The sequence below is a fragment of the Bacillus sp. RC51 genome (assembly GCF_044908115.1).
GTDB classification, from domain to species: Bacteria; Bacillota; Bacilli; order Bacillales; family Bacillaceae_G; genus Bacillus_A; species Bacillus_A mycoides.
Window position 1 is genome coordinate 1 of the sequence record NZ_JBIYCW010000012.1, and the last position, 26249, is coordinate 26249.

Genomic DNA, 26249 nt, shown 5'->3' on the forward strand with positions numbered 1-26249 from the left:
CCAGTCGGCCCAGTAGGTCCAGTGGCACCAGTTGGCCCAGTAGGTCCAGTTGCGCCAGTGTCTCCAGTTGGCCCAGTAGGTCCAGTTGCGCCAGTGTCTCCAGTTGGCCCAGTAGGTCCAGTTGCGCCAGTGTCTCCAGTTGGCCCAGTAGGTCCAGTTGCGCCAGTGTCTCCAGTTGGCCCAGTAGGTCCAGTTGCGCCAGTGTCTCCAGTTGGCCCAGTAGGTCCAGTGTCTCCAGTAGGTCCAGTAGGTCCAGTAGGTCCAGTAGGTCCAGTAGGTCCAGTAGGTCCAGTAGGTCCAGTAGGTCCAGTAGGTCCAGTAGGTCCAGTAGGCCCAGTAGGTACGGTAGGTCCAGTAGGTCCAGTAGGCCCAGTAGGCCCAGTTGGCCCGGTTGGAAGTGTAAACGGTGGTATTGGTGGTAAAGTTGGACCTACAAGATTAGGATCAAATGCACTAGCTGATAAGAATTCATCAGGATTTAAGCCATCTGAATAATTATTATTTGACATAAATTCACCTCCATAAAGCTTTCATTATATAGTAGATGCAAAATCGCAAGAAAATGACACGGACATTTGAATTATTAAAAAGAAATCTTAAATAGCTTGAACAAGTTAAAAAAATGGAAAGTTTATTGTATGTATAACATATGATTGAGTTGGAAGAGGGTGATTATGTTGAACAAGCAAGGAATTACAATTAGTCTATGTATGATTGTTCGCGATGAGGAAAATACAATAGATCGATGTTTGGACGCGGTAGAAAAAATTGTTGATGAAATTATTGTAGTTGATACAGGATCCACTGATCGAACGAAGGAAATTGTAGCAAAATACACTTCTAACATACACGATTTTCCGTGGGTTGATGATTTTGCGGCAGCTAGAAATTTTGCGTTTTCAAAAGCAACGCAAGAATATATATTATGGTTAGATGCTGATGATGTGTTATTAGAGGAAGCTCAAGAATCACTGAAAACATTAAAACGAGAGTTAGATGGTAAAGTTGACGCTGTTTCTATGCCTTATTATCTTGTAATGGATTCTAATGGGAAACCTTTATATTGCACAAGAAGATATCGACTTGTAAAGCGTGAAAAACAATTTCAATGGTTTGGAAAGGTGCATGAGTATTTAGCTGTTTCTGGTGAAATTTACAATAGTAATGTCGCCATTACACATAAGAAAGAAAAAGAAATAACGAATCGTAATTTGAAAATTTTTCAAAATGCTGTAGCAGCTGGAGAAGAATTAAGCCCGAGAGATTTATTTTATTACGGTAATGAATCCATGGATAATCAAAAATACGACGATGCGGTTCTTCTGTATGAAACATTTCTTAATCAAGAGGAAGGATGGCATGAAGAGAAAATTTATGCATGTGGTAAGTTAGGAGATTGTTATGCGAAGTTAGGAGACTGGGAGAAGGCAGTTGAAACTTGTACGAAGTCGTTTCGTTATGGTATTCCTAGGGGAGAGAATTGTACAAGAATAGGATATATATATATGGAACAACAAAAGTATAATGAAGCGATATTTTGGTTTAAGCTAGCAACTGAAGTGCCGCTAGCAGAGGATAGTCCTTTTCACAGTCCGGCTAGTTATACGTGGATTCCATATTTACAAATGTGTATTTGTTATAGCAGATTAGGAGATCAAGATAAAGCTTATTATTATAATGAATTGGCAGCTTCTTATGTTCCGAATAATGCTGCGATTGAATATAATCGTAAATATTTTAGAGGCGTCTATGATAAACAATATAAAATGTAATTTGTTCTATTTTTAGGAAATGACTTGTCGCTATTCTAATGATAGTAGAATGGCTATATATTAGAGTATCGGTAATGCAACCAATAGAGATGGCATCCTTTGTAGAATATCTTTTGTTTCTATTTCAAATTCAATTTGCATAAGGAGTGTGTGAAATGAATCGGGAGAAAAGTTCTTTATACGAAGAAAAATCTGAACATTATTATAATGCGATAAACCCTAATTTATTCAAGCATATAAAAAAGGAATGGCAAGAAGTTCTTGATATTGGTTGCTCGAGCGGTGCATTAGGAGCGGCTATAAAAGAAAATGGAGCACGTGTATCAGGAATTGAGGCGTTCCCAGAGGCTGCCGAAAAAGCGAAAGAAAAATTAGATCATGTTATTTTAGGTGATATAGAAACAATGGATCTTCCTTATGAGAAGGAACAATTTGATTGTGTCATATTCGGGGATGTATTAGAGCATTTATTTGATCCGTGGGCTGTCATAAAGAAAGTAAAGCCATATATAAAAGAAAATGGTGTGATTTTAGCTAGCGTACCAAACGTTGCGCACATTTCAGTATTAGCTCCCTTACTCGCTGGAAATTGGACGTATACAGAATATGGCTTATTAGATAAAACGCATATTCGTTTCTTTACTTTTAATGAAATGCTAAGAATGTTTTTAAAAGCAGGATATTCTATTAGTAAAGTAGATCGTGTATATGTTGATCATAAAATATATGAGCCACTTATTGAAGAGTTATATGGAATTTGTAAAAAGTATCGTCTTGGAAGTGGCTTCATGGCTGAGACGGTTGTATTTCAATATATTATTGAAGCAGAAAAATCACAACTATGAATAATCCTGATAAAACGATTTTGATGGTGACATGTGTAAATGATTCGAAATTGTATGCACAATGCGTGAGACATATATTGAAATTGGCAGTACCTCCAGGATATAGTGTACAATTCATGCCGATTCGCGGTGCAAAAAGTATGACGAGCGGATACAATCAAGCACTTTCGAATCCAGCGAAATATAAAGTGTATTTACACCAAGATGTTTTTATTGTAAATGGGGCTTTTTTATTTGGATTAATTCAATTATTTACAGAACACGAGCATCTTGGGATGATTGGGATGGTTGGAGCCCAGTATGTTCCCCCGCACGGTGTATGGAACGAAGGAAGAGGGATAGTTGGGAAAGTAATTGGTTACATGAACGAGTTATTTTATATGGCTAGTTTAGAGCAACCATTTCATGAATCAAAAACGTTTATTCCTGTGGAATGTATTGACGGTTTATTGATGGCGACACAATATGATATTCCGTGGCGAGAGGACTTATTTGACGGGTTTGATTTTTATGATGTATCCCAATCTTTTGAATTTAAAAAAGCTGGGTATACAGTCGGTGTCCCTGTGCAGCGTGATGCTTGGTGTATTCATTATCATTTTGATGTGAATATGACGAACTATGAAAAGTATAGAAAAGTATTTGTAGAGAACTATATGTCAGATGTGAATAAGGAAGAATAGAGGGCTAGAAAATGAAAAATCATACAATATTAGTCGTTGTTTGTGTAAATAATGAAGAGCTTTTCGAGCAATGTGAGAGACAAATAAGAAACATTTTTGTTCCCCCTGGCTATGTAGTGCAAATTTTTCCGATACGAGATGCGAAAAGTATGGCAAGTGCGTACAATCGAGCACTTTCATATCCGGCGAAATATAAAGTATATATACATCAAGATACTTACCTTATTAATCGTGATATGTTTTATACACTTATTTCTCTTTTTAAAGAAAATGAAAAGCTTGGTTTAATTGGAGTAGCTGGTGCTCAGTTTTTACCGAGTAACGGGATATGGTGGGAAGGGAAAAATTTAGTAGGGAAAGTGATTGAATACAGAAGACAGAATTATCAATTATTAAATTTGGATCAGGGGTTTTATGGAAATCAATCTTTTATGTCAATGCAAGCAATCGATGGTTTACTCATGGCAACGCAGTATGATATTCCGTGGCGAGAGGATTTGTTTCAAGGATTCCATTTCTATGATGTGTCACAGTCTTTAGAATTTCAAAAGGCTGGATATTTAATTGGTATCCCTAATCAAGCAAATCTATGGTGTATTCATTACAACGGAGATGAGTTTGATGCGGATACATATGAGAAATACCGGGAAATTTTTGTGGAACATTATAAAGATGTGCTATCTCCATCATAAGGGAGAGATGAAGGATGAAAGGGATTATTTTAGCAGGCGGGACAGGGTCGAGATTATATCCAATAACGAAAGTAACAAATAAACATTTACTTCCCGTTGGGCGGTATCCGATGATTTATCATGCGGTATATAAGCTGAAGCGATGTGAAATTACAGATATTATGATTATTACCGGTAAAGAGCATATGGGAGATGTTGTGAGCTTCCTAGGAAGTGGTCAAGAATTTGGTGTGTCCTTTACGTATCGTGTGCAAGATAAGGCGGGCGGGATTGCGCAGGCGCTAGGACTTTGTGAAGATTTCGTAGGAAATGATCGGATGGTAGTTATATTAGGAGATAATATCTTTTCAGATGATATTCGCCCGTATGTTAAAGAGTTTGCAAGTCAAAAAGAAGGGGCTAAAGTGCTGCTTCAATCTGTAGAAGATCCCGAGCGATTTGGTGTAGCGCATATTCAAGGCCGAAAAATAATTGAAATTGAAGAAAAGCCGAATGAGCCGAAAAGTTCTTATGCTGTTACGGGAATTTATTTGTATGATTCGAAAGTCTTTTCTTATATAAAAGAATTAAAACCTTCCGCAAGAGGGGAACTTGAAATTACAGATATAAATAATTGGTATTTAAAACGAGGAGTACTTACTTATAATGAAATGAGCGGCTGGTGGACTGATGCGGGAACGCATGCTTCTCTTCAAAGAGCGAATACGTTAGCGCGGGATATAAACTTTGGGAAACAGTTTAATGGAGAATAGGTGAAAATATGAAAGTTGTAGAAACAAATTTTACCAATGCGAAATTGTTAGAACCGAGATTGTTTGAAGACGAGCGAGGTTTTTTTACTGAAAGTTATAATAAGAAGATGCTAGAATCGTTAGGGATTACGCATTCATTTGTGCAAGATAACGTATCTTATTCAGCGCATTCGGGGACGATTCGAGGGCTACACTTTCAAAAAAATCCGAAAGCACAAACGAAACTCATTCAAGTTATGCAAGGTGCAATATATGATGTTATCGTTGATTTGCGAAAAGATTCACCTACATTTAAAAAGTGGAGAGGTTATATTTTAAGCGCAGATAATCATAGGCAATTATTAGTGCCAAAAGGATTTGCTCATGGTTTTTGTACAATTGTACCTCATACAATTGTTATGTATAAAGTAGATGAGTATTATAGTGCTAATCACGATTCCGGTTTGCTTTGGGAAGATAAAGAATTATCAATTCCATGGCCGGTAACAAATCCTATCTTGTCCGATAAGGATCGAATATTACCATTACTTCAGGAATATGAAGATAGTTTTTAAGTAGGAGAGTTGTTTATGAATATATTAGTTACAGGTGGAGCTGGATTTATTGGAAGTAATTTCATTCACTATATGTTAAAAAACTATGAAACATATAAAATCATTAATTACGATGCATTAACATATAGCGGGAATTTAAATAATGTAAAGTCTATTCAAGAAAATCCTAACTACTCATTTGTAAAAGGGAAAATCCAAAATGGAGAGCTGCTGGAACATGTTGTTAAGGAACGTGACGTGCAAGTAATTGTAAATTTCGCAGCTGAATCACATGTGGATCGTAGTATTGAAAACCCAATTCCTTTTTATGATACGAATGTAATAGGTACAGTCACGCTGTTGGAGTTAGTGAAAAAATATTCACATATTAAACTCGTGCAAGTATCAACAGATGAAGTATATGGTTCTTTAGGGAAAACAGGAAAGTTTACTGAGGAAACCCCGTTAGCTCCAAATAGTCCGTATTCTTCAAGTAAAGCGAGTAGCGACATGATAGCCTTATCTTATTATGAAACGTATCAATTACCAGTTATTATAACGCGTTGTTCTAATAACTACGGACCGTACCAATATCCTGAGAAATTAATTCCGTTAATGGCTACGAATGCGCTTGAAGGAAAGAAACTACCATTATATGGTGATGGATTGAATGTAAGGGATTGGTTGCATGTAACGGATCATTGTAGTGCAATTGACACCGTTTTGCATAAGGGATGTGTAGGAGAGGTATATAATATCGGCGGGAATAACGAAAAAACAAATGTAGATGTTGTGGAACAAATTATAAAACTTTTAGGAAAAACGAAAAAAGATATTGAATTTGTAACAGACCGTTTAGGTCACGACCGTCGTTATGCGATTGATGCACAAAAAATGAAGAATGAGTTTGAATGGGAACCGAAGTATACGTTCGAACAAGGATTGAAAGAAACGGTGGAATGGTATAAAAACAATGTGGACTGGTGGAAACCACTAAAAGAAAAGTAAGGGGCATGTAGATGAAAGAACGGATTATCATAACGGGAGCGAACGGTCAGCTAGGGAAGCAACTACAAGAAGAGTTGAATTCTGAGGAATATGACATATATCCATTTGATAAAAAGTTATTAGATGTAACAAATATATCCCGAATTAAGCAAGTGGTACAAGAAATAAAGCCACATACAATTGTTCATTGTGCAGCGTATACGAAGGTAGATGGTGCTGAGAAAGAACAGGATCTTGCTTACTTAATAAATGCGATTGGAGCTCGAAATATAGCGGTTGCTTCACAATTAGTAGGGGCTAAGTTAGTGTATGTCAGTACCGATTATGTATTTCCAGGTGACAAACCGGATGGCTATCATGAATTTCATAATCCAGCACCGATAAATATATATGGAGCTTCTAAATTTGCAGGAGAGCAGTTCGTAAAAGAGTTACATAATAAATATTTTATAGTTCGTACATCGTGGTTGTATGGTAAGTATGGAAATAATTTTGTGAAAACGATGCTACGATTAGGAAAAGAGAGAGAAAACATATCTGTTGTAGCGGATCAAATTGGCTCTCCTACGTACGTGGCAGATTTAAATATGATGATTAATAAGCTCATTCACACTTCTTTATACGGTACGTATCACGTATCCAATAGAGGATCATGTTCTTGGTTTGAATTTGCCCAAAAAATATTTTCGTATGCAAATATGAAAGTGAATGTATTACCTGTTTCAACTGAAGAATTCGGATCGGCGGCTGCGAGACCAAAATATTCTATCTTTCAACATAACATGCTACGATTAAATGGTTTTTTACAAATGCCTACTTGGGAAGAAGGATTAGAAAGGTTTTTTATAGAAACAAAAAGTCATTAACAAAAATTTATGTTAGTGACTTTTTTGTTTGCCTTTAAGAGGTTTTATGGTACTATAATTATAGTATCAGGTACTAATAACAAGTATAAGTATTTCTGGGAGGATATATCATGGAACTATTACAAGGGAAAACATTTGTTGTTATGGGCGTTGCGAACCAAAGAAGTATTGCATGGGGAATTGCTCGCTCTTTGCATAATGCAGGTGCAAAATTAATATTCACATATGCAGGAGAGCGTTTAGAAAGAAACGTTCGTGAACTAGCGGAAACATTAGAAGGACAAGAATCACTTGTATTACCTTGTGATGTAACGAATGATGAGGAACTTACAGCTTGCTTTGAAACTATTAAGCAAGAAGTTGGTACAATTCACGGTGTTGCACACTGTATTGCTTTTGCAAATCGTGATGATTTAAAAGGCGAATTTGTAGATACTTCTCGCGATGGATTTTTACTTGCACAAAATATTAGTGCATTCTCTTTAACAGCTGTAGCAAGAGAAGCGAAGAAAGTGATGACAGAAGGCGGAAATATTTTAACTTTAACATACCTTGGCGGCGAGCGCGTTGTGAAAAACTATAACGTTATGGGTGTTGCGAAAGCTTCATTAGAAGCTAGCGTGAAATATTTAGCGAACGATTTAGGACAACATGGCATTCGCGTTAACGCTATTTCTGCAGGACCAATTCGTACGTTATCTGCGAAAGGTGTAGGCGACTTTAACTCAATCTTAAAAGAAATTGAGGAGCGCGCACCACTTCGTCGTGCGACGACTCCAGAAGAAGTTGGAGATACAGCAGTATTCTTATTCAGTGATTTAGCACGCGGAGTAACAGGTGAAAACATTCATGTTGATTCAGGATATCATATTTTAGGATAAATATAATAGGAATTAAAGTTTAAAAAGGACAGTCTCTAAACGTTGAGACTGTCCTTTTTAATTGTTCCCAGAAAGAACGATTTTTAACGAAAGTTCTAGCCACGTTATGAATATAACTATAATAGTACACGATTTATCCAGCTACGTATGGAAGTGGGAGGGACGAGTGTGAAGAATAAAAATAAAAGTTCAACAGTTGGAAAACCGTTGTTATATATTGCACAAGTAAATTTAGAACTCGCTGCACCGAAAATAAAAAGAATTATTTTAACGAATTTTGAAGATGAGGATCAAAAAGAGCAAAGTAATAGAAATGAAAGTATTGTAAGTATTGTAAGTAGTGCTGTGGAAGAAGTGGTAGAACAAGAGAAACAAGAACCACGAGAGGAGCCTCAAGTGGAGGTGGAAGAAAAAGTAGAGGAAGAGCAAGTGAGAACGGTCCCTTACAATAAATCCTTTAAGGATATGAATAATGAAGAAAAAATTCATTTTTTATTAAATCGTCCTCATTACATTCCGAAAGTAAGATGTAGGATAAGAACGACTACCGTCTCATATATAGGATCGATTATATCTTATCGTAATGGCATTGTATCCATTATGCCACCAAATAGTATGAGAGATGTTCGGTTATCTATAGAAGACATCAAAACGATTGATATGGCCGGTTTTTAAATATGTAAAGGTGGTAGAAAGCTTCTACCACCCCAATAGTTTTTTAGTTTACTTAACTATAGAAACGTCGCGTAAGCACTGAATAGCACAGAAGCAGCTTAAATCAACAGTAATGCAAGTAGATGTCGAGATTAATCTTGCATTTGGTACAGCTAAAAACGTACAAATTGGATCGTCGCCAGGTGGTACAGGAGACCCATCACCTAATACTACAGTTAACACACGTAGGACAGCACAGCTATCGTCATCTACGCTTTCTACACGGAAAATTGGAGATTGGCAGCTAGTAAGGCTTGCAGATGGTGCAAATGCTTCAAATGGCGTTCCAGCTTTTGTGTATAAAATAAAAGGGCGTGTATTTGCTACTGCTGCTGTATTGTGTGCTCCTAAAAATGGAATTTCACAACCAGAACCACATGTTGAACTAGAGCAATCTTGTAGTTCATTGATGAATTTTACGACGTCAACTACGCAGTGAGAAGAGCTATGGTGTTTATTTTCGTTACAACTCATTAATGTCACTCCTTATCTTCTTGTTTGTATTTACATTAATAAGATATTGGAGTGGGGGAGATTTGGTCACAATCTTAAGACCTTTTTTTTTAAATAGGCTAAAGAGGATAGGGAAGGTGGAATTATGTTATTTACAAGCTGGCTTTTATTTTTTATTTTTGCGCTAGCTGCATTTAGGTTAACTCGTCTTATTGTTTATGATAAAATTACAGCTTTTTTGCGAAGACCGTTTATTGATGAGTTAGAGATTACAGAGCCTGATGGAAGTGTATCGACTTTTACAAAGGTGAAAGGGAAAGGATTAAGAAAGTGGATTGGAGAATTATTAAGCTGCTATTGGTGTACAGGTGTGTGGGTTAGTGCTTTTTTATTAGTTTTATATAAATGGATTCCTATTGTTGCAGAGCCTGTACTAGCATTATTAGCCATTGCAGGTGCAGCAGCGATCATTGAAACAATTACAGGATATTTTATGGGAGAATAATAAAGTGAAACTTTAATCAGTGGGGGCATTGCCGGCTTGTTATTAGCCCGCACCAATCGTGATAAATCTTCATGATGTTAGAAAAAGCGGAGTTTAAGAGGATGCGGGAACGGAAATAAGGAGTTGTTCATATAGTAAATAGACAGAATTGACAGTAGAGGAGATGTTTGCTGTGAGCAATAATCCAAGGCAAAATTCATATGATCTACAGCAGTGGTATAACATACAGCAACAGCAACAAGCACACCAACAGGCATATCAAGAACAGTTACAGCAACAAGGGTTTGTGAAAAAAAAGGGATGCAACTGTGGGAAAAAGAAAAATAAAATAAAACAATATGAAGAATGAAACACTCATGTTACTGTGAGTGTTTTTTATTGTAAAAATAAAAAGCGGTATTTCAATTAAGAAATACCGCTTTTTACTAGCTAATTTGTGCAACTGTTAATGCTGCAGCACGAATGTCTACAGTTCCAAATAATTCAACTGGTACGATTTGAATCAAGTCGCCAGGATTCAAGTTAATAAGAATAACACCACTGGAAACGTCTACTTCACCAGTACCGACAATGTTAGCCCGGACTGCCGTTCCTGATCCTGGAATAATGTTATCTGGTGTGTCCAATGTTAAGAAGAATCGAGCGGCATTTGGTGGCGCAGGAACATTTTCAAGACTCACTGTTAATGTATAACTGATTTGATAAATACCAGCTACTTGAATTCGAATGCCAGCTCCGACACTTACTGTATTATTTATTACAGGAACAGTAATATTTGGGTTTGGACTTACGCTAGGTAATAGTAGTGGTGTGAATAATGAAGCAAACTGAGGTGCAGAAGCGTTGAAAGCAAAACCGAAGGCAGGTAGTGTACTAGCTGGTTTCGCCTCACAATCAATGTTATTAAATTCGCAATCAGAAGAGAACATGTTTTTCACTCCTTTATCTGTTTCTACTTTCAGTTAATGAAAAGGACAGGTTCTATGTTCTAGACAAGTTCCCAATTTTATAAAAAATACATAATAATACCTTTTAAGCATGGATTGGGTGGCAGAATCATCTGCCACCCAATCCATGCTTAAATTAGTATTCAGTTTTATATAGAAACATCGCGTAAGCATTGAATAGCGCAGAAGCAACTTAAATCAACAGTAATACAAGAGGAGGTTGATACTAATCTTGCATTTGGTACAGCTAAAAATGTACAGATTGGATCGTCACCAGGTGGTACAGAGGTACCATCACCTAAAACTACAGTTAATACACGCAATACAGCACAGTCATCATCATCTATACTCTCTACACGGAAAATTGGAGATTGGCAGCTAGTAAGACTTGCAGATGGTGCAAATGCTTCAAAAGGTGTTCCAGCTTTTGTGTATAAAATAAAAGGACGTGTATTCGCTACTGATGCAGTGTTATGTGCTCCTAAAAATGGAACTTCGCAACCAGATCCGCATGTTGTAGTTGCGCATTCTTGTAGTTCATGTATAAAACGAACGACATTTGATACACAGTTGAAATCACAATCATGGTGATGATGATCTTCATTACAATTGCAGCTCATTATGTTCACTCCTTATCGTGAGTTCTGACATACACTATTACAATATGAACGGGATATGATTGATATTACGTTAATTCTCAGGATAGAAACAGGGAATTTATATAGAGGGGATGTACATAACGTGATATGCAAAAAGACACCCTTATTTAATGGGTGTCTTTTCAGGTAAATCTTTTCGCGCAGTATATAAAAAACGAGATATATCTAGTTTTTTTCCTCTGAAAAATTGCGGGGAGGAAATGTAAAGTTCTTCTTTTGCGCGTGTAATGGCGACATAGAGTAATCGTCTTTCTTCTTCTAATGCTTCAGAAGTCTCAGTTACACGGTCATTTGCATCTTTTAAAGAAGAAGTATGCGGCAATATACCATCGCTTGCTCCGAGTAAAAAGACGCATGGAAACTCAAGGCCTTTCGCGTTATGAATTGACATAAGCGATACGGCATCTTTTTGCGGCATTGTTTTTAATGCTTCCATTTCTTTTTGACCTTGAATGGCCTCGTTAATAAATTGTAAGTAAGCCGGAATATCCGTAAAGCGAGTTGCTGATTCCATCAATTCTTCTAACATTTCTTCTTGTATGTCCTTATGCATCGTAAAGGAAGAACGATCATTACTTTGTAAGTACTCTAAATACTTTCCTTTACCATGAATAATTTCTTTCAATGCTTTTTTCGGTTCAAGTTCTTTTATAAACTTAATAAAATCGATTCGCTCATTTACTTTTTTAACTTGAAAAGGTTTCAAGCTCGGGTTTAGTAATAGAAAATGAAGAAGAGAAGGGAAACGGCCCTCACCATATTTCCATTGTTCACGTTCAATAAATGAAATGCACTCATCACGGCCAATATACATTGTTGGTAATATATTTGAAAGTGATTCGAGGCGGAACGGTTCAAGCACGAGTCGTAAGTGATCTAATACGGGCCTAATTAAAGAATGTTCGTAGAACGATTGGCTCGCTCCATGTTTAATAAATGGAATCTTATGAATTGTAAGCTGATCAAGTAAAGAACGGCTTACAGAATGTGTACGATATAATAAACAAAAATCTTTATAATTTCGTTCACCACTATCTACTTTTTCCTGAATGAGTTGCAAAATTTGATTTGCTTCATCAAGAGTTGTAGCTGGTCGTGCGTAAAATGGTTGTACACCTTCTTCACGAACAGAATATAGCTCTTTATCAAAACGTTCTTGATTTAGCTTAATAACTTCATTTCCAAGTCCGACGATAAATGGATTAGATCGATAATTCGTATTAAGTGCGATAATCGTTGTATTATCAAATTCCTTTGGAAAAGATAAAATAATTTGGTGACTTGCCCCTCGCCAGCCGTAAATCGCTTGATCGTCATCACCTGCGATAAATAAATTATTTCTCGGCGTGGCTAACAATTTTACAATTTCATATTGTGCATACGACGTATCTTGAAACTCATCTACTTCAATGTAATGAAAACGCTCTTGTAATTGAGTAAGCAGGGGAGCGTTATTTTCTAACATATAATACATTTCTAATAAGATGTCGTCAAAATCGATATAATTGTGTCGTTGTTTTACCTCTTCGAAACGTTCGTATACTTCTTTGAACTCTTGTTCAACCGGTGTTTTCGCTTTTACATCTTTCGGACGATTCAATTTGTTTTTCTCAAGTGAAATCATAGCGAGTATCGTTTCGGCATCATAATCGTCTTTTAAGCGCAATTCTTTCAAAATTTTCTTTATCATAATTTGTTTATGTTTTTCATTTGCTAAAATTTGCTGATTATATCCTTGACTACGAAGCAATTTTAAAAAGACAGAGTGGAATGTACCAGCAACGACATAGCTACTTGCGGCATGATTCATACCAGGTAAATTCGCTACACGGCTTCGAATTTCTTCAGCTGCTTTTTGTGTAAACGTCAGCAGCAAAATATTTCGCGGATGGACATGTTTTACATTAACTAAATAACCAACGCGAGTTGTTAAAACAGATGTTTTACCACTTCCAGCACCAGCTAGTGTAAGGACAGGTCCTTCTGTCGTTTGCACTGCTTCTAACTGTTTTTCATTTAAATAAACACCTTGCTGTTCTAAAGCGCGGAAATACGCCGCATCTGCATCTTCTTCCATAATTAAATGGGTAGATGTTTTCGGAATATGATACGTCGCTTGCGGAATACCAGCGTGTGTTAACGATTTTTGTGAAAATTTTTCTTGTGTCATATATTCACCTTCAAAACTATAGCATCAACATTTAACTTTAGCGGAAGAAAAAGAAAATAGCAATGTAAAAAACAGGAGGGGTTACCTCCTGCTACAAAATTACCCCGCTATTTGCGGGCAGTAAAACTCTCACTTCAAAATTCAGGTGCCCGTAAACGCCTGATTGGTGAAGGCTAATAATCAGTGGGGGATGAACAAAACCCCCACTGATTAAAGTTTCACTTTATAATTCTTTTATCATTACGACGTGCGGGATATTTGCTTCCATAAACACATCAGAAGCCGTCACGTATCCTAGCTTTTTATAGAAAAATTCAGCATGTGTTTGAGCATGGAGTTTCAATTTCGGTAGAGACTCTTCCTTCGCATACGCTTCAAGTGCATCCATAATGATTTTGCCAATGCCTTTTTTGCGATGGGAAGCTAGTACGCAAATGCGTTCCATCTTTCCAACTCCATCAACGATGCGGAAGCGACCAGCACCAACTGGAACATCATTATCATATATAACAACGTGTGTTGAAATTTCTTCAAACTCATCATACTCTTCTTCTGCAGAAACACGTTGCTCATTCACAAATACTTGCTTACGTACAGAGAATGCATCTCTTAGTTGTTCGTCCGTTTGTACGATTTGTGCGTGCAAATTAGTTGCTCTCCTTTCCAAGGTGGAATGTTTCATGTACAGTCCACGTTCCATTTTCTAATTGGTATAGAAGGTGGAAACGATCGATTGGTTGCTCATAATAGAAATCTTTCATACGTAATCGACCTAATACATCAGCGTGCTCTGCGTCTGATAAGTCTTGACCGATTGTTAAATGAGGTACGAAAGAGTACTCGCGCTCTTGTGTAAAGAAACCATTATGCATTTCTTCATTTAAGAAAGTAAGTTCAGGTGTTTTTTCTACTTTAAAATAAAGAACATTATTAACAGGTGCGAATGAACCGACTTTCCCAACATGAAGGGTGAAAGGGTTCGTTTTATTTGCGATTGTATGTAACTCATTCACAATCGATTCTAATTGTTCATCTTGCGTCTCAAAGGGTGTTTTCAATGTAATATGTGGCGGAACTAATGCGTAATGCGGATCATAACGTTTACGTAATCCGTTCGCTTTATCTTGAATCATTTTTGATGGGAAAATTACAATTCCTAATTTCATGTTCCAATTCCTCCCTTTGCAAGTCTAGTTAGATTTTGAGAATAAATCTCTTTATCTATTATATCAAATTATTCTGAATACCGCTCTCTATTATTTCATTGATAGAATGTGAGAAAATGCTTTCGGTAAATCTGCTTGCCAATATTTCCATGTGTGATTCCCTTCAAACTCTTCATAATGCGTGATGAAATTTCTATCTGTAAGTAGTTTATTTAACTCGCGATTTGGTTCTACGAAATCAGATACTTGTCCGTCTGTACGCTTGACAGCTGTTTCTTCGGTCCCAATTACGTGATAAAGATCTAGCGCCCCCGGATTTTTGAAATCTTTTGCTAAGTTCATGACTGTTTCATCAACAAATGGTGATTGCATAACGACCTTACCGAATGTATGCGGATACATAAGTGCGGTCATGAAGGAAACTGTACCGCCGAGAGAATCTCCAATTAAAACGCGTCCTTTACCCATTTGATACGTTGGATAATTTGCATCAATATATGGGGCAAGCTCATGAGCAAGGAAACGAATGTAAGCAGCATTCTTTACATCATTTGGGAAATATTTTTCCTTACGATCGTGTACATTTTTATATGGAATACCGACAATAATTGTGCGGTCGATTTCTTCAGTTTCACGAAGACGCTCAATTACACGGTGGGCTTTACCAAGCTGAAAATAATCTCTACCATCTTGTGCAATAACAACCGTATGCTTATGGAGAGGTGTGTAATTTACTGGTAAATAAACAAGAAGTGTAAGCTCCTCTTGAAGTGATGTACTAAAAAATGAAATTTCTTCAATTCTCCCTATTGTTTGATTCATGTATATCCCCCTAAATAAAAATTTACTGTAATGATTGTAAGAGCGACGCTTGTAGTGAAAAGGAAAGAAATAATCACTAATAGGTGCCTTAATTTCTATTTTACCATAATGGTACGAAGAATCTAAAAAATTAGTATTTAAGTTGTGAAAGAAAACGGATATAATGAAGTGGGATTTTTTACAGGTGAGAGGGGAGACAGGATTTGAAACAAGAAAGATCAATCGCACTACCACTAGCAATTTCCATTATAGCAATTTCATTCGCAGCTGTTTTTGCAAAGATGTCCTCAGCACCATCTTCCATTTTAAGTATGTATCGATTATGGATTATCGTACTTATTATGCTGCCGATCGTTTGGAAAAAACGGGAAGAGTTTAGTAGGATTCAAATAAAAGATTGGGGATTTTTAATTGGATCTGGTTTCTTTTTAGCTCTTCATTTTCTTCTATGGTTTGAATCCTTAAAGCATACGACAGTTGCTAGTTCGACGATTATTTTAGCACTTCAACCGATCGTATCTTTAGTGGGAGGTTTTTTCTTATTTAAAGAAAGAACAACCTATTCAGCAATTGCGACGATGGGAATTGCGATACTAGGCGTAATGTGTATTGGCTGGGGAGATTTAGGGCTAAGTAAGCAAGCAATTTATGGGGATATATTATCCTTTTTAAGTGTAATAGCAGTTGTCGGTTATTTATTTATCGGACAAACGACAGTAAAGAAAGTATCTCATTGGATTTATAGTTTCACTGTATTTGCCTTCGCTGGTATATTTATAGCGATTTATAACGTTATACTTCAAGTGCCATTTACAGGCTATACGAAGTGGGATTGGAGTATTTTTCTTTTACTTGCGATTGTACCGACAGTGTCACACGTCATTAATAATTGGTTATTAAATTACGTAAATGCAACAACGATTTCAATGAGCATTTTAGGAGAACCAGTTGGGGCATCTATACTAGCGTTCTTCTTACTTGGAGAAAAATTAAATGCAATGCAAATTATCGGTAGCATGCTCGTATTGTTTGGTGTATCTGTTTTCTTACTACAGCAACAAAAACGAACAGCAAAAAATGTGGTGAACGAACCGGCTTATACACAGGAATTATAACGAGTTTATTCTAATATGCGAAAAGAGAAGTTATTGGTAACTTCTCTTTTTTTGTTCCATGCAGAAAATAAAACAGATTAATAGGGGGAATTACCGCCATGTAGCATGAAAAAAGATAATATATAGTGGAGTTACATCATACGTTTCTCATACAAATATAGAGGGGGAAGGAGAGACCAAATGAAAGAGATTTTAATGAAATACATGACAAATCTTACAACATTAAGTGAAGAACAGCAGCGCATGATCGTAGAAGAATTACAAATTGAAGAGTATAAAAAAGGAACAGTGCTTCTAGGGCAAGGAGATGTTCCATCTAAATGTTATTTTGTATTAAAAGGATGCGTGAGGCAACATTGTATAGATGAATCTGGAAAAGAAGTTACATCAAATTTTTATACAGAAGAACAAGCAATCGCAAATTTCAATCATCATAAGCAAGATAAATTATCCCCACATACGTTAACGTGCCTAGAAGATTGTCTAGTTGTAGTTGGCGATCTGTATAGTGAAAAGGACATGTATAAGAAATATTCACAGTTAGAAGAAATGACGCGCCAAATGATTGAATACAATTTTGGTGAAGTACAAGAAGAACTTACATTATTTATTGCATCGACACCAGAAGAGCGCTACAAATCATTATTACAAAAACGACCTCATTTAATCGATCGTGTTCCTCAATATCAATTGGCAAGTTATCTAGGTATTACGCCAGAATCATTAAGCAGAATTAAGAAACGACTCAAACAGTAGAGTTTTTTCCACCTCTAAGCAATAGCCATATACTAAATCCTAGTTCACCTGCGATCATCGGTAGTTGAAAGACAACGTTAAGAATGGAAATAATCGCATCATATTGTGAAAACATCGTATTCATTACGTTAATGATGATATAGCCGATTGCAGCAATGAGCAGTAATATACTAATAGTTTTCGGTATGTTTTTAGATTGAAAGGTTACGTATCCTAAGGTGAGAAGATGTAAGCCGAAAATGATTAATCCTACAGACCAAATGTATTCAAAAGCTTCTAGAAATAACATTGTATATGCTTCTGAATTAGCAACTGTGTTTTTTGAAAGAAGTAATACAAATATTAAATTGAATATAGCAATCCCAAGTATAGCTGTATACATAAGACGAAGACAGGCAGCTAGTAATGAGAGGCTAGTATGGATAGGTTTTAGAAAGAAATAAAGAGCCCACGAGGCGATAATATCCGTAATGAAAATGATAATCCATCCGAAAATTTCTGCTTTGAAAAGTGAACTTGAAGTTTGAATATTATGGAGTGTCGTGCTCGCATCTCCTTGTACAACGAGATTTCCGTGAACAAAACCGTAAGAAAAAAATGCAGCAAATGCCATAATAAGAAGAGAAGCACCAGTAAATAAGGCAAACTTTCGTTCATTCATATGTCGTCCTCCTATTTCAATATTACTTTTATTTTAATAAGGGAAGGAGGAGAAGTCATTGACTTAAATCAAGAGAGGAGAGAGCGTAATGGAATTTCCATCAAAAAAAGCTGTATGGTTATATCCAATCTTTTTCATTGTTTTAGGCGCCTGTTTCGCTCCAATATTTGCAGGGAGAGAATATTTTCTCTTATTTTTTATAATTCAATTAGCTATACTGTTTAGTTGGAGTTGGTTTTTAACAAAATATATTGTTGGAGAAGAAACAATTACTATTAGATCGGGTTTCGTTAAAAAGCGCTTTGCAGCCTTCTGGTCTCTTGTTTTGTTTAGGAAAAAATCAATTGTGTTTCCTTTCGAATCAACAGCACGATACAGATACATCCATTGACCTTTTACTTTGATATATGTTTCATCGACTCTCCAAGAGTCATTTGTTTGTTTGAGGTGACGACGGATTCGTTTGTCCAATTCAGGATCATACTGATGAACCCAACGCATAATCGTTGTATGAGAAATGGATAACCCCCGTTTCTTCATCATTTCCACCAAATCATGCACCCTTTCTAGAGTAATAGTATCAGTATGTCCAAGATTTATAGATTCATTGCAATTGTCCTGAAGTTTTTGCACCAGAACCTATTTTCTTCTTTCTCCGTCATCTGATCTCCCCCTCTTATAATAAGCCTTTTCTTAACTATAAAAATACCAGAATATCCTTATTTCTATCATACAGGATAAAAAGTATAAATTCTAATTAATACCATTTTTTAAACATCTATTTTATTTTTGTACCGTAGTAGTTTTCTGATTATTTGATAAAAGCATAAAATTCAATTAACTTTTTGTTTATTTTGTGTTATTATTCATTTGTAATATATAACATTAAAGGAGGAATTTTCTATGAGTAATTTACTAGAAAAATTATTTGGAGTTAAAAAAGTCGAAGTTGATAAGCCGCAATATACTGAAACTGGATGTGACTCTTATATTTTATGTAAAGGGAAAGATGGATATATGTATCCACAGAGATATACGTTTATAAATGGAAAAATAATCAAAAATGGTTGTTGCTAAACTATGTAGAAACCCAAGGGCGAATGTACATTCGTCCTTTGGGCTCTACTATATCTAGAAAGGTGCATCATATGATTATATATTTTATTTTATTTTTATTATGGATATCTTTACTTTTGATATTAGTTTTAAAAATCACTAAACTAAAACAAGTAATACACCAGCTCCCTAAAGTTTATCTCTCTGGTGAATACAAGGATCCGTTAATAGGGCAAGATATAAAAAAAATTTTGGAATTACCTAGTTCTTACACGCACCATAAAGAATCTATTATTATGGTAATGTCCCCAACATGTATGTTTTGTCATGACAAGTTAGACGAAATAATTGATAACAACAAACATAAGTCTCATAACCTAATTTTATACATAGATTCTAAAAACAAAGAATTTTACAATCAATTTGTTGAACATGTCCATTTTAAAAGTACCATGCCTGTTTATCCGTTATCTATTGTTCAACAAAAAAAGTTAAGAGTATTTGCTTTCCCAGCTTTTATACATATCGATTCACAAGGAATTATTACAAGAAATTCGACAATAGCAGATAAACTTATTTAAGTAACTTCAGGTTGAAATTTATAAAAAATTTGTTCCAGATATTATAAATTTGAGGCACAACATGCTATACATTTGATAGGGGAACTTTTTATTACTGATCTCCTGTATCTCCTATTTCTCTTTTAATCATAATATTAAGAATAACAAAATCAATGCACCTTTCTCTCTGCTATTTGAAAATACTAATGATATAACAAAATTCTATCTTTCCAATACAAAAAGAAACCTACAAAGAAATTAAAAGAAGTGGTGATTTTAATATGTTAATTTCATACATACTAAGAATATTCAAGCTGATTTGGAAGGTTGATAAACTTTGGTTATTTTATTCTAGCTTTTTTATATTAATTTTAGGAATGCTACCGGTTGGAACAATTTTAATTACAAAAGAATTAATAAATAACATAGCACTATTAATAGAAAATAAAAGTGAAAGTAATACTTTAGCCATTGTATTGCTTATATCACAATTCATGCTTTTAATATTGGAAACAGTTATTAAACAATTTCAAACGTATCTCGAACAACAGTTATCTTTTAAACTTAATAGATTGCTAACAGAACAAATTGCTAATAAATCTATCAAAATACCGTATTCTAATTTTGATGATCCTAATTTTTACAATTACACCAATCGTGTTAGATCAAATACAGGACCTCGCCTTTTGTCACCAATTAATAATTTATTTTCCATAATACAATCATTAATAGCTCTTACGTCTTTAATTATTTTTTTAATTTCAATTCATTGGAGCTTGGCCTTGATTAGTACTTTTGCTTTCATACCAACTCTTTTAATCAAATCTTATTTGGGAAATAAGGGCTTTCAACTCCAAAAAGATTTAACTCCTATTGTTAGAGAAGCTAGTTATATTGAGAATTTGATTATGGAAAAAGAATCGGCTAGAGAAGTAAGGGTGTTTAATTTATATCCCCATTTTATAGATAGATGGAAGCGGAAATATACAGAAAATATGAAAATCTCTCTGTCTTTCTTGAAAACAAAAAGCAAAGCTGAAATATTTTTAGATGGTATCATAGCTATTTCATATTGCAGTTCTGCAGGAATCATTATTTGGTTAATAAAAAAGTCAGCTGTTAAAATCGGAGAATTTGTTTCTATTGGACAAGCTGTGCATAGTACTCAAAATTCTTTACATTCTATTTCTGCAAGTATTGCACTACTATATGAAGATACACTATATATTCATGATTATTTTAACTATATAGATTCATTTGAAGAAAATGAATCTAATACTAAAAACACAATCACATTTCCTAGTAAGTTATACCAAGGGATTCGATTTGAAAATGTATCATTTTCCTATCCAAATAGTCAAAAAGAAGTTTTAAAGAATGTATCATTTTCAATTAAACCTGGAGAGAAAATAGCGATTGTTGGTCACAACGGATCGGGAAAAACCTCTTTAATTAAATGTTTACTTGGTCTATATCCTCTTACATCTGGAAATATTTATTTTGATGACGTACCTATAAATAAAATTCAATTAAATTCCCTTAGAGATAACATCACTGTTATTTTTCAGGATTTCACCAAATATTTCCTTACAATTGAAGAAAATATTGCTTTTGGAAATATATCAGAAAGAAACGATAAGAAAAAAATCCAGGATGTTGCTCTACAATCAGGAATCCATACAGATATAACAAAGTTTCCAAATAAATATCAATCATATGTAGGTCGATTTTTATATGAGGGAGAAGAACTTTCCGGTGGACAATGGCAAAAAGTAGCGATTGCGAGAGCCTTATTTAAAAATAGCCCTATTATGATTTTAGATGAACCTACCGCAGCTTTAGATCCTTTATCTGAAAGGGTAATTTTCGATAAATTCAAACAATTAACAGAAGAAAGAACAACACTTTTGATTTCACATAAAATGTCAGCAGCTAAACTAGCAGATAAAATCATTGTATTAGATAATGGAAAGTTAGTTGAATTTGGTACCCACGAACAGCTAGTATTGCAAAAGGGAAAGTATCATGAACTATATACCACTCAAGCAGAATTCTATGACAACAAGATACGTGAATATTCCGAACGGTAATCCCTTAGAAACTGACTAGATGCTATTTCTATAAAATGTGAAATAGTATCTAGAATTTACGAATAAGCAACTTAAAATATTGATGTACTACTAATTATAGAGGGAGAATTACACGTGAGTGAAATCATTTTAATATTAAGAGTAATGATCGGCATTCTCTTCTTATCAACTGCTATAAGTAAAATTTCAGATTTTAAAAAACATGTTATCATTGTAAAGGAATATGAAATTATTCCTCAAAAATTAGCAAAATCCTTTTCTATTTTTGAAGTCATTTTAGAATTTTCTTGTGCCAGTTTGCTATTACTAGGCTTATTTCCTGTTATTTCCGGATTAGTATTATTTATTTTATTAGTTTTGTACACTACAGGTATCGTAATCAATTTATTAAAGAAAAGAACCACTATATCATGTGGTTGTGGAGGAATAGCAGGTAATCACCATTTATCTTGGTTTTTAGTATTTCGTAATATAGTCTTATTAACTGTAGTTTATTTTCTTTTAAAGAACCAAACAAATCTTCTCAGCTTAAACGCTGTATTAATTCATCCAAAAGACCCTAATCTTATTTTTAATAGTAATGCAGTACTATCAGTCTTAATATCAATTTTTTTACTTTTCTTTATTTCTATTTTAAATTCACTATTTTTTATTCGTTCGAGCATGAATAACTTTTTAAAATTAGCAAAACAAATAAAGGAGCGATGAACTTGAACTGGTCTGATTATCTTCTTTGGACTTGTATGATTATTCAAATGATTGTTTTCTTTTTATTAATTAAATTAGTAACTGATTTTCTAAATAGATTCCAAACTCAAGTAGGAATGATTGAAATTACTAATTCTGCTGAATTAAAAGTAGAAGAAGAAGATTTAGAGTATTCGAAAAATAAAACAGATAAAAATTAACGTGCGAATCTCTCTTGATAAATAGTAACTATCCATATATTCACTTGACATATACAGAATGGTCCTGTTGCAAAGTTTTCTAAACTAAACTACACTTTGACTCATCCATACACATAAAGCGACTAACTCCTGTGCTTGATATTTACTCTTTCGCTGGACGAATCCTTTTTCTTTGGCTAGGTGTTCTAGAACATGAGAAGACATATGTCGTTGTAATTCTTCAGCAATCGGTTGAAGTTCATCAAGAATTGAAAGATTCATAAAAAAACGCCATCCTTTCTTATAATTTTACAGAAAGGATAACGCCTTTTTTGCTTTTTGGGTAGTGTAAAACCTTAGCCTGATTGCGATGTGACACTCCCCCTTAGAGGCATATGTTTTATAATCGTAACAAAATTTTAATAATGAAAGAGGAGTGGAGTAAAAAAGATAAATTTGAATGTATGGAAATCTCCAGGTAAAATTATTTAAAGATTGTGTATTTTTCGACAATCATTAAGGGGGTTGGAATGAAGAAGTTTTTAAGTGAGAAAATTATTGAATTTTTTATTTGTATAGTAGTAATCATTGTTATTAGTTATCTACCGTTTATCTTTTTGAAAGGAAACACGCTTAGTTTTATTGCTTATTTACAACAACTTTGTTCTCCAGCAGATATTTTATATTTTAATAGAACCTTAATGCGTCCAGTCCCTTTCCTAGAAAATATTTTGGATCCTTATGTTTATTCGATTACTATTCTGGCTGTATCCACTTGTTTGGCTGTTTTATTTGCTACTTGTCTCTCATTTTTTTATTTACTATCATCTTCTAGAATAAAAAAGGGAATTGAACGGTGTTTAATTTTTATTGAATCCATTCCTGATTTGTTATTAATATTTGTACTACAACTGTTTTTCGTATGGGTATTTAAACAAACAGGGTCAAATATAGTTAATATTTATGCAATGAATGGTAAGCAAGTGTATTTTCTACCGATCCTTTGTATGACTATTGTTCCTACGCTTCATCTTTTTCGAATCATTGTTCTGTTCTTATTGGATGAAAAGCATAAACCTTATGTAGAATTTGCTCGTGCAAAGGGGTTAAGTAACAGATATATCTTATTTGTTCATTTATTTCGAAATATAATGTATCACTTACTCAATCATCTGCAATCTATTTTCTTATTTATGATTTCAAGTCTTTTAATGGTAGAGGCAGCTTTCAACATTCACGGATATATGTCATTTTTGGTGAAACCAGGCGCTTTAACTCCTTTAACGATGGTGTGGTGGACACTACTGTTATTTATTCCATTCTATTTAATATTCATAGCTGTTCATTATCGAGTAAATCGTATTACGGGAGGAATTGCAAATGAGTCATAGCATTATTCGTTCCAGACGTTTTTGGTTCGGGGTTTCCTACTTTATAGGACTTGTAATCATCAGTTATTTATTTACATGGTTTGGAAAAGATTTATATTCCAATACGCAACTGTTATTAAAAAATGAAGATGGGGATGTCATTCAAGCTGCACCATTCAATCCGTTAATTATGCCTCCATTTGGTTCAGATAGAAGTGGATATAATTTGTTTTTTCAATTGATCATTGGAGCGAAATTTACTATCTTATTTGTTTTGGGGATTTGTCTTATTCAAATTCTAATAGGAACATTATTAGGTGGGGCTTTAGCCTATACATCATCTAAGTTGCAAAGTTTTGTTCAAAAAGTATTTAAACCTTATTTCTTCATTCCAACAGTGCTGTGGGGTATTATGTGGATGGCTCCATTAATGTTGGAAAGCCAGCAAACTGGGCTTAGCATGTCTATTATTGGGAAACAATTCTTTATCCTTTGTATCGTAACGTTACCACCGGTTATTATTTATATTAGTCAAGAAATAAATCTGTTCATGAAAAATGAATACATTATAAGTTCAGTTTTGTTAGGGGCTTCAAAATTCTATTTGTTTCGAAGGCATATTTGGCTTTACTTAAAGGAAATACTTGTTATTCTTTTCCTGCAACAGTTTGTTCAATTATTTACTTTATTGATTCATTTAGCATTTTTTGAAATTTTGATTGGCGGAAGGCGAATGTCAAGTGACTTAAAAGTGTTTTCACTTACGAATGAGTGGTCAAGTTTAATTGGATTAAATAAAAATGAATTATTAATGGCACCTTGGCTTGTACTAGCTCCGTTGTTATTTTTTACAATTTCAATATTTGTTCTACACCTTATGATTCAAGGTATAAAAGAACAGTACAATACACGCTTTATTTCTAATGATAAGAAAAAAAGTGGGGAAAGATCATCGTTTGAAGCAAAATACCAAAAGATGAAAGTTGATAAATCTTCGTTTGCTAGAATGAATCTAAACTCTATTTATAGAGAAAAAGATAATTAGGTGTGCCGCCACATGTCCATCAAGCTAAGGTCTTGAAGGGTTCTGGTGCAAAAATAAAATACAAGAGAATAAAGCACATATATTCCTAACGGAATCGTATCTTATGCTGCAAGTCCAAACAATTGATGGATGAATTCTTTCTGATTTTGGACAGACTGGTCCCGTAAATCAAGCTGCTCTTTTTTAATCATATGCATGGCTTCTACTCCAGAAAGAATAGATGTAGCTGTGTCAAAACATTTGAGCCCTAGCATAGAACGGATTCGCTTCTTTATAAAGCGATGATCTTGTTCTACTATGTTATTCAAGTACTTTTGTTGTCTAAGTTGCATACCATCAGGTATGCTTTTTTCTTTTTTCAACTGCTCAATTGCTATAGGATAAACCGGGTTCTTATCGACTGTTATAACACGTGGTTTTGAAACATGAAAAGACCGCAAAGCTTTCTTGAAAAAGCGCTTTGCAGCCTTCTGGTCTCTTGTTTTGTTTAGGAAAAAATCAATTGTGTTTCCTTTCGAATCAACAGCACGATACAGATACATCCATTGACCTTTTACTTTGATATATGTTTCATCGACTCTCCAAGAGTCATTTGTTTGTTTGAGGTGACGACGGATTCGTTTGTCCAATTCAGGACCATACTGATGAACCCAACGCATAATCGTTGTATGAGAAATGGATAACCCCCGTTCTTCTAGCATTTCCACCAAATCACGAAAACTGAGGTTGTACCGTAGGTACCATCTTACTGTTAACAAAATAATATCAGGCAGATAATGCTTCCATTTGAATACATTTTCCTTTTCCATACCAATCACGTACCCTTTTTAAAGTAATAGTAACAGTATGTCCAAGATTTATAGATTCATTGCAATTGTCCTTAAGTTTTTGCACCAGAACCAGATATAAAACAAATTTCAAATACGAAAAATCCAATAGCAGCTCGTGCATTATCCCGCATTAACGAGCAGTAAAACTCCCACCTCAAAATTCGGCTGAAGCAAAGAAGTTAGGTGTGAGGTCAACTGCCCGTAAACGCCCGATTGGTTCAACTAATAATCAGTGGGGGATGAACACCCCCCCCACTGATTAAAGTTTCACTTTATCATTCGATCGATTAGAAATTGTTTACGGATCATATGAAACAGAACTTATTTCTCCAAGAAATAAAGAAGAATTTATTTTGTTGTTAAAAAGAAAAAATCCTGGGATTGAAATAAAGTAAGAGAGTGGATTCATAT

Annotated in this window: 30 protein-coding genes and 6 pseudogenes; 24 read left to right on the forward strand and 12 right to left on the reverse strand. The window is 34.7% G+C overall.

The features are described 5' to 3' along the window. Positions 1 to 509, reverse strand: a pseudogene (bclA, locus tag ABH959_RS21015) (collagen-like exosporium glycoprotein BclA); the annotation flags it as partial. A gap of 165 nt (positions 510 to 674) precedes the next feature. Here bclA and ABH959_RS21020 point away from each other — a divergent pair. From ABH959_RS21020 to ABH959_RS21065, 10 genes are all read left to right on the forward strand, one after another. Continuing rightward, entirely contained in the window at positions 675 to 1772 is a 1098-nt protein-coding gene (locus ABH959_RS21020; RefSeq protein ID WP_002064275.1) for a tetratricopeptide repeat-containing glycosyltransferase family 2 protein, read from the forward strand. 155 nt (positions 1773 to 1927) lie between these two features. After that, complete coding sequence (locus ABH959_RS21025; RefSeq protein WP_404493118.1) at positions 1928 to 2617, forward strand: class I SAM-dependent methyltransferase; 690 nt, start codon at positions 1928 to 1930, stop codon at positions 2615 to 2617. After that, on the forward strand, positions 2614 to 3300 hold the full coding sequence (locus ABH959_RS21030) for a glycosyltransferase family protein (RefSeq protein WP_002134988.1): 687 nt from the start codon (positions 2614 to 2616) through the stop codon (positions 3298 to 3300). Before ABH959_RS21025 ends, ABH959_RS21030 begins: the two co-directional genes overlap by 4 nt. Before the next feature lie 11 nt (positions 3301 to 3311). Next, the gene (locus ABH959_RS21035; RefSeq protein WP_002134989.1) at positions 3312 to 3992 is read left to right on the forward strand and encodes a glycosyltransferase family protein; all 681 of its coding nucleotides are present in this window, start codon (positions 3312 to 3314) and stop codon (positions 3990 to 3992) included. 14 nt (positions 3993 to 4006) lie between these two features. Beyond that, complete coding sequence (locus ABH959_RS21040) at positions 4007 to 4744, forward strand: sugar phosphate nucleotidyltransferase (protein WP_215555590.1); 738 nt, start codon at positions 4007 to 4009, stop codon at positions 4742 to 4744. An 8-nt stretch (positions 4745 to 4752) separates the two neighbouring features. Further along, a complete protein-coding gene (gene rfbC, locus ABH959_RS21045; RefSeq protein WP_404493120.1) occupies positions 4753 to 5298 on the forward strand; it encodes a dTDP-4-dehydrorhamnose 3,5-epimerase in 546 nt (181 codons plus the stop codon). A gap of 15 nt (positions 5299 to 5313) precedes the next feature. Beyond that, positions 5314 to 6285 carry a dTDP-glucose 4,6-dehydratase gene (rfbB, locus tag ABH959_RS21050; RefSeq protein WP_404493122.1) on the forward strand — a complete coding sequence of 324 codons (972 nt, stop codon included), beginning with the start codon at positions 5314 to 5316 and terminating at the stop codon, positions 6283 to 6285. A gap of 11 nt (positions 6286 to 6296) precedes the next feature. Continuing rightward, positions 6297 to 7151 carry a dTDP-4-dehydrorhamnose reductase gene (rfbD, locus tag ABH959_RS21055; protein ID WP_002134996.1) on the forward strand — a complete coding sequence of 285 codons (855 nt, stop codon included), beginning with the start codon at positions 6297 to 6299 and terminating at the stop codon, positions 7149 to 7151. Between the two features lie 110 nt (positions 7152 to 7261). Beyond that, entirely contained in the window at positions 7262 to 8032 is a 771-nt protein-coding gene (fabI, locus tag ABH959_RS21060; protein ID WP_002011384.1) for an enoyl-ACP reductase FabI, read from the forward strand. Between the two features lie 147 nt (positions 8033 to 8179). Continuing rightward, the gene (locus tag ABH959_RS21065; protein WP_181777941.1) at positions 8180 to 8707 is read left to right on the forward strand and encodes a CotO family spore coat protein; all 528 of its coding nucleotides are present in this window, start codon (positions 8180 to 8182) and stop codon (positions 8705 to 8707) included. 48 nt (positions 8708 to 8755) lie between these two features. On the opposite strand, the gene exsY is transcribed toward ABH959_RS21065, so the two are convergent. Continuing rightward, on the reverse strand, positions 8756 to 9220 hold the full coding sequence (exsY, locus tag ABH959_RS21070; RefSeq protein ID WP_002135000.1) for an exosporium assembly protein ExsY: 465 nt from the start codon (positions 9218 to 9220) through the stop codon (positions 8756 to 8758). A 124-nt stretch (positions 9221 to 9344) separates the two neighbouring features. On the opposite strand from exsY, the gene ABH959_RS21075 reads away from it, so the two are divergent. Together ABH959_RS21075 and ABH959_RS21080 are read left to right on the forward strand one after the other, a co-directional pair. Then, positions 9345 to 9704: a DUF1360 domain-containing protein gene (locus ABH959_RS21075; protein ID WP_000899658.1), complete on the forward strand. Its 360-nt coding sequence runs from the start codon at positions 9345 to 9347 to the stop codon at positions 9702 to 9704. A gap of 163 nt (positions 9705 to 9867) precedes the next feature. Then, positions 9868 to 10053, forward strand: coding sequence for a hypothetical protein (locus ABH959_RS21080; protein WP_002064286.1), 186 nt, complete (start codon positions 9868 to 9870; stop codon positions 10051 to 10053). A gap of 76 nt (positions 10054 to 10129) precedes the next feature. Here ABH959_RS21080 and exsF read toward each other — a convergent pair whose 3' ends face one another. The 6 genes from exsF to ABH959_RS21110 form a co-directional block, all read right to left on the reverse strand. Continuing rightward, positions 10130 to 10633, reverse strand: coding sequence for an exosporium protein ExsF (exsF, locus tag ABH959_RS21085; protein WP_113937694.1), 504 nt, complete (start codon positions 10631 to 10633; stop codon positions 10130 to 10132). Between the two features lie 167 nt (positions 10634 to 10800). After that, entirely contained in the window at positions 10801 to 11271 is a 471-nt protein-coding gene (cotY, locus tag ABH959_RS21090) for a spore coat protein CotY (RefSeq protein ID WP_113769138.1), read from the reverse strand. Between the two features lie 142 nt (positions 11272 to 11413). Continuing rightward, positions 11414 to 13480 carry an ATP-dependent helicase gene (locus ABH959_RS21095; RefSeq protein ID WP_002135005.1) on the reverse strand — a complete coding sequence of 689 codons (2067 nt, stop codon included), beginning with the start codon at positions 13478 to 13480 and terminating at the stop codon, positions 11414 to 11416. Positions 13481 to 13703: 223 nt separating this feature from the next. Next, the gene (locus ABH959_RS21100; RefSeq protein ID WP_044437812.1) at positions 13704 to 14126 is read right to left on the reverse strand and encodes a GNAT family N-acetyltransferase; all 423 of its coding nucleotides are present in this window, start codon (positions 14124 to 14126) and stop codon (positions 13704 to 13706) included. A gap of 1 nt (position 14127) precedes the next feature. Then, positions 14128 to 14646, reverse strand: a complete 519-nt coding sequence (locus tag ABH959_RS21105) for a YjcG family protein (protein ID WP_113937695.1) — start codon at positions 14644 to 14646, stop codon at positions 14128 to 14130. A 90-nt stretch (positions 14647 to 14736) separates the two neighbouring features. Further along, positions 14737 to 15468, reverse strand: a complete 732-nt coding sequence (locus tag ABH959_RS21110; protein ID WP_002030493.1) for an alpha/beta hydrolase — start codon at positions 15466 to 15468, stop codon at positions 14737 to 14739. Positions 15469 to 15671: 203 nt separating this feature from the next. On the opposite strand from ABH959_RS21110, the gene ABH959_RS21115 reads away from it, so the two are divergent. Together ABH959_RS21115 and ABH959_RS21120 are read left to right on the forward strand one after the other, a co-directional pair. Continuing rightward, positions 15672 to 16583, forward strand: a complete 912-nt coding sequence (locus tag ABH959_RS21115) for a DMT family transporter (protein ID WP_113937696.1) — start codon at positions 15672 to 15674, stop codon at positions 16581 to 16583. Positions 16584 to 16763: 180 nt separating this feature from the next. Continuing rightward, complete coding sequence (locus tag ABH959_RS21120) at positions 16764 to 17339, forward strand: Crp/Fnr family transcriptional regulator (RefSeq protein ID WP_061674952.1); 576 nt, start codon at positions 16764 to 16766, stop codon at positions 17337 to 17339. On the opposite strand, the gene ABH959_RS21125 is transcribed toward ABH959_RS21120, so the two are convergent. Further along, the gene (locus ABH959_RS21125; protein ID WP_113937698.1) at positions 17329 to 18000 is read right to left on the reverse strand and encodes a DUF4386 domain-containing protein; all 672 of its coding nucleotides are present in this window, start codon (positions 17998 to 18000) and stop codon (positions 17329 to 17331) included. The two genes, ABH959_RS21120 and ABH959_RS21125, sit on opposite strands and share 11 nt — an antisense overlap. Before the next feature lie 88 nt (positions 18001 to 18088). Between ABH959_RS21125 and ABH959_RS21130 the strand changes: the two are divergent. Further along, positions 18089 to 18301: pseudogene (locus ABH959_RS21130) on the forward strand (PH domain-containing protein); the annotation flags it as partial. On the opposite strand, the pseudogene ABH959_RS21135 reads toward ABH959_RS21130, so the two are convergent. Then, positions 18256 to 18555, reverse strand: a pseudogene (locus ABH959_RS21135) (IS6 family transposase); the annotation flags it as partial. The pseudogenes ABH959_RS21130 and ABH959_RS21135 overlap by 46 nt on opposite strands. Positions 18556 to 18903: 348 nt before the next feature. Here ABH959_RS21135 and ABH959_RS21140 point away from each other — a divergent pair. The 6 genes and pseudogenes from ABH959_RS21140 to ABH959_RS21160 all read left to right on the forward strand — a co-directional run bounded on the left by ABH959_RS21140 (position 18904) and on the right by ABH959_RS21160 (position 22614). Continuing rightward, positions 18904 to 19077: a hypothetical protein gene (locus tag ABH959_RS21140; protein WP_154696180.1), complete on the forward strand. Its 174-nt coding sequence runs from the start codon at positions 18904 to 18906 to the stop codon at positions 19075 to 19077. Between the two features lie 71 nt (positions 19078 to 19148). Continuing rightward, positions 19149 to 19637, forward strand: coding sequence for a hypothetical protein (locus ABH959_RS21145; RefSeq protein WP_061676105.1), 489 nt, complete (start codon positions 19149 to 19151; stop codon positions 19635 to 19637). 260 nt (positions 19638 to 19897) lie between these two features. Continuing rightward, positions 19898 to 20749, forward strand: a pseudogene (locus tag ABH959_RS29420) (ABC transporter transmembrane domain-containing protein); the annotation flags it as partial. Positions 20750 to 20935: 186 nt separating this feature from the next. Beyond that, complete coding sequence (locus ABH959_RS29425) at positions 20936 to 21706, forward strand: ABC transporter ATP-binding protein (protein ID WP_420196574.1); 771 nt, start codon at positions 20936 to 20938, stop codon at positions 21704 to 21706. Positions 21707 to 21820: 114 nt separating this feature from the next. Beyond that, positions 21821 to 22414 carry a MauE/DoxX family redox-associated membrane protein gene (locus tag ABH959_RS21155; protein ID WP_061676103.1) on the forward strand — a complete coding sequence of 198 codons (594 nt, stop codon included), beginning with the start codon at positions 21821 to 21823 and terminating at the stop codon, positions 22412 to 22414. 2 nt (positions 22415 to 22416) lie between these two features. Then, a complete protein-coding gene (locus tag ABH959_RS21160) occupies positions 22417 to 22614 on the forward strand; it encodes a hypothetical protein (protein ID WP_113937700.1) in 198 nt (65 codons plus the stop codon). A 90-nt stretch (positions 22615 to 22704) separates the two neighbouring features. Here ABH959_RS21160 and ABH959_RS21165 read toward each other — a convergent pair. Next, positions 22705 to 22875 (reverse strand): annotated as a pseudogene (locus tag ABH959_RS21165) (IS4 family transposase); the annotation flags it as partial. 248 nt (positions 22876 to 23123) lie between these two features. Between ABH959_RS21165 and ABH959_RS21170 the strand changes: the two are divergent. Together ABH959_RS21170 and ABH959_RS21175 are read left to right on the forward strand one after the other, a co-directional pair. Then, on the forward strand, positions 23124 to 23984 hold the full coding sequence (locus ABH959_RS21170) for an ABC transporter permease subunit (protein WP_113937701.1): 861 nt from the start codon (positions 23124 to 23126) through the stop codon (positions 23982 to 23984). Then, the gene (locus ABH959_RS21175) at positions 23974 to 25008 is read left to right on the forward strand and encodes a hypothetical protein (protein ID WP_113937702.1); all 1035 of its coding nucleotides are present in this window, start codon (positions 23974 to 23976) and stop codon (positions 25006 to 25008) included. Before ABH959_RS21170 ends, ABH959_RS21175 begins: the two co-directional genes overlap by 11 nt. Positions 25009 to 25109: 101 nt before the next feature. Here the strand turns inward: ABH959_RS21175 and ABH959_RS21180 are convergent, their stop codons facing one another. Then, positions 25110 to 25817 (reverse strand): IS6 family transposase, encoded by a 708-nt coding sequence (locus ABH959_RS21180; RefSeq protein WP_113937703.1) that lies wholly within the window; start codon positions 25815 to 25817, stop codon positions 25110 to 25112. A 293-nt stretch (positions 25818 to 26110) separates the two neighbouring features. Here ABH959_RS21180 and ABH959_RS21185 point away from each other — a divergent pair. After that, positions 26111 to 26233, forward strand: a pseudogene (locus ABH959_RS21185) (PH domain-containing protein); the annotation flags it as partial. Positions 26234 to 26249 lie beyond the last annotated feature (16 nt).